Genomic DNA, 3,550 nt, shown 5'->3' on the forward strand with positions numbered 1-3,550 from the left:
CCGATTCTGGCGCAGGCGAGCATGAATATGGGAAGCTCCGGTATCATTGGAAGGTATAAAGCGACTCTATCTCCCTTTCTAATACCCAGATTTTTTAGGACAGAGGTAAATCTATTCACTTCCCTATAAAGTTGAGCATAACTCAATGCTTTCGTCTCCCCTCGTTCGCCTTCCCAATAGAGAGCCACTTTATTACGACGCCAAGTTTCGAGATGATTATCCACGCAGATATAGGATACATTGAGCTTCCCACCAACGAACCATCTGGCAAAGGGTAGCTTCCATTCTAAAACTTTATCCCAGGTTTTAAACCAGGGAAGCTTCCGGGCTTCATTCTCCCAAAAACCCTCGGGATCTTCGAGAGATTTACTATAAACCTCTGAGTAATTCATGATCGGCCAATATTTCTCTTTGAATGGTAAAGATGTCACCTCAACCACATCAAACACCCCTTTTTATAAAATCAAATCAGCCTCATTTCCAAGGCTGACGAATTTGAATCCCAAGCTTACTCGCCCCTCGCTACCTTGTTAATTATTTCACATTTTAATTATAAATCAACAATTTTAATCTGGACTATTAACGAGTTAGTTTGCATTATACATTCGAGGGAAGTTTTTCTATTTTCGTTTCCTCGCTTTCTGACAAATATCTCCCCTATGTCCAATGGTTAAAACCAATACCGAGGGATTTTAACTGCTGGCGACGCGGGTTTCGTGAACCACGAGATTTACGAGCTTCCCGGGCACCGTGATTATTTTGACTATCTCTTTGCCCTCCGTGTATTTCCTCACCTTCTCAGAGGAGAGGGCAACTTCCCGCATCTCATCTTCGGTGATATCGGCGGGGGCTTTGATTCTATCCCTTACCTTACCATTCACCTGCACTACCAACGTAATCTCCGGAGCCTTGGCAAGCTCTTCGTCATAAGAGGGCCAAGCCTGGAGATAAACGCTCTCCCTGCCTGACAGCGGGGCAAGTCTGCCCCCCATCTTTTCCCAAAGCTCCTCAGCGATATGGGGAGCGAATGGCGAGAGGAGCAACACCAGTTTCTCCGTGGTTTCCCTTAAGACCCCACCATTTCGAGCCGCCTTGTTCTTGCTCTCATTATACTTAAAATTGGCGTTGACTAGCTCCATGATGGCGGCAATTGCCGTATTGAAACTGAAACGTTCCACATCCTGCGTGACTTTCTTGACAGTTCTGTGGGTCATATACTTAAGCTCCTTATCGAGCTCATCCAGTTCTCTGGATTCACCTGTTCCATGTGTCCAGGATTCTATATTCTCATGGACCACTCTCCAGACCCTATTCAAAAACCTGAAGCAGCCCTGCACTCCCTGGTCGCTCCAGTCCAAATCCTTCTCGGGAGGAGCAGCGAAGAGGATGAACAATCTACCGGTATCGGCGCCATATTTATTAACTATCTCATCACAAGAAACGACGTTACCCTTAGATTTGGACATCTTAGCACCATCTTTTACGACCATCCCTTGGGTGAGAAGATTTGAGAAGGGCTCCTTCGCCCTGCACAGTCCCATATCATACATCACCTTGGTAAAGAAACGAGCGTAGAGCAGGTGCATCACAGCGTGCTCTATGCCTCCGATGTACTGATCCACCGGCATCCAGTAGTTTGCGGCTTCGGTATCGAATGGAGCTTCATCCTCGTGAGGACTGGTATATCTCAAGAAATACCAGGATGAGCAGGTGAAAGTATCCATGGTGTCCGTCTCGCGCCTGGCAGAGGCGGAGCATTTGGGGCAAGTGGTGTTCACGAATTCTTCGACTGCTGCCAGGGGTGAAATTCCCTTCCTTCTGAAATCAACATTCTCGGGTAAGATAACCGGCAGATCCTCTTCGGGTACGGGAACTATGCCACATTTGTCACAATAAATGATGGGGATGGGGTTGCCCCAGTATCTCTGACGAGAGATGAGCCAGTCACGGAGCCTATAGGTCACAGCGAATTTACCTATCCCCTTTTCTTCCAAATACGTCGTGACCGCCTTCGTTCCCTCCGTACTGGGCATTCCGGTGAAGGGACCCGAATTTACCATGACACCTTCGCCCTCGTATGCTTGGGTCATGGTCTTTTCATCGAGACCTGCCTGCCCCTCTGGCAGACGGGCCTGCCGGTAGGCATGAGGTTCACCTTCCGGTTGGATGACCACTTTAATGGGGAGATTATATTTCTTGGCGAACTCGAAGTCCTTCTGGTCATGTGCGGGAACAGCCATAATGGCTCCGGTTCCATACTCCATCAATACGTAATCGGCAATCCAAACTGGGACTTCTTCCCCATTTAAGGGATTGATCACGTATTTTCCCAGGAAAAGACCCTGCTTCTCAACCTCTGGAGCGGTGCGATCGATCTTCGTCTTGGTGGAGACCATCCTTCTGAAAGCCTCGACTTCCTTCCGGTACTTGGTACCAGCCACCAGTTTGTCCACAATTGGATGCTCGGGTGCAAGGATGAAGAAGGATACTCCGAAGAGAGTGTCCGGTCTCGTGGTGAAGATGGGGATTTTTTCATCCGAATCCTTGAGGGGGAAATCGACCAGAGCACCTTCACTCCGACCGATCCAATTTGTCTGCATAATTTTGACCCTCTCCGGCCAACCGGTGAGTAGATCCAAATCCTTGAGCAGATCCTCAGCGTACTGGGTGATCTTGAAAAACCACTGCTCGAGCTCTTTACTTTCCACCAGGTTATCGCAACGCCAGCAACGTCCCCCCACAACCTGCTCATTGGCTAAAACCGTCTCGCAACCCGGACACCAATTCACGCTGGCTTTCCCCCTGTAAACCAATCTTCGCTCCATGAACTTGAGGAACAACCATTGCCCCCATTTATAGTAATCCGGCTCGCAGGTGGTGATCTCTCGATCCCAGTCGTAGCTTATTCCTTGGCGTTTCAATTGCTTGCGCATGGTGATGATGTTTTGATACGTCCATTCCTTGGGGTGGACACCATGCTGAATGGCAGCATTTTCCGCGGGAAGACCGAAGGCATCGTATCCCATGGGATGAAGGATATTATATCCCCTCATCTTGCTGTATCTGGCAACGACGTCGCCTATAACGTAATTCCTCATGTGACCCATGTGGAGCTCCCCAGAAGGATAGGGGAACATCTCCAGGACATACTTCTTCTTTTTGGTGGGATCTTCAGTGACTTTGTAAAGATTTGACTCCTCCCACCTTTTCTGCCATTTTTCCTCGATTTTTGCGAAGTCGTATCTTTCCGCCATCTTCCCTCATCCACTTGAAATGGTGTGAGTGGGTATACAATACTCTTTTACAAGTTTTAACAGCGATAGTCAAATAAGTAAAAAAACTCCCATCAAGTCGAAAAGGTTCCCTTTACTTTATATTATGCAAATAAATTAATTTTCGCCATTAATCTCACAAGCTTCGGCTAAAAACTGTTTATTACAGTTTTTACAAAACGTTTAAGTTTAGCCACAAATCAAATTTATATCACAAACAAATGTTCGTAATCAATAGTTTAAATATTTTCACTCCAATAAGAAAGGGGATCACCTAG

The 3,550-nt window shown here is 47.1% G+C and carries 2 protein-coding genes; both read right to left on the minus strand.

What is annotated here, in order from left to right; genetic code table 11:
- The coding region (locus tag AB1466_05875; GenBank protein MEW6189613.1) for an acetyl-coenzyme A synthetase N-terminal domain-containing protein at positions 1 to 392 on the minus strand (392 nt) is incomplete at its 3' end.
- A gap of 300 nt (positions 393 to 692) precedes the next feature.
- A complete protein-coding gene (gene leuS, locus AB1466_05880; protein MEW6189614.1) occupies positions 693 to 3,254 on the minus strand; it encodes a leucine--tRNA ligase in 2,562 nt (853 codons plus the stop codon).
- Positions 3,255 to 3,550 lie beyond the last annotated feature (296 nt).

The sequence above is a fragment of the Actinomycetota bacterium genome (genome assembly GCA_040755895.1).
Taxonomy (GTDB): Bacteria; Actinomycetota; Aquicultoria; order Subteraquimicrobiales; family Subteraquimicrobiaceae; genus Subteraquimicrobium.

Coding starts and splice junctions, on each gene's coding strand:
- leuS (MEW6189614.1), bottom strand. CDS start 3,254: ATGGCGGAAAGATACGACTTCGCAAAAATCGAGGAAAAATGGCAGAAA.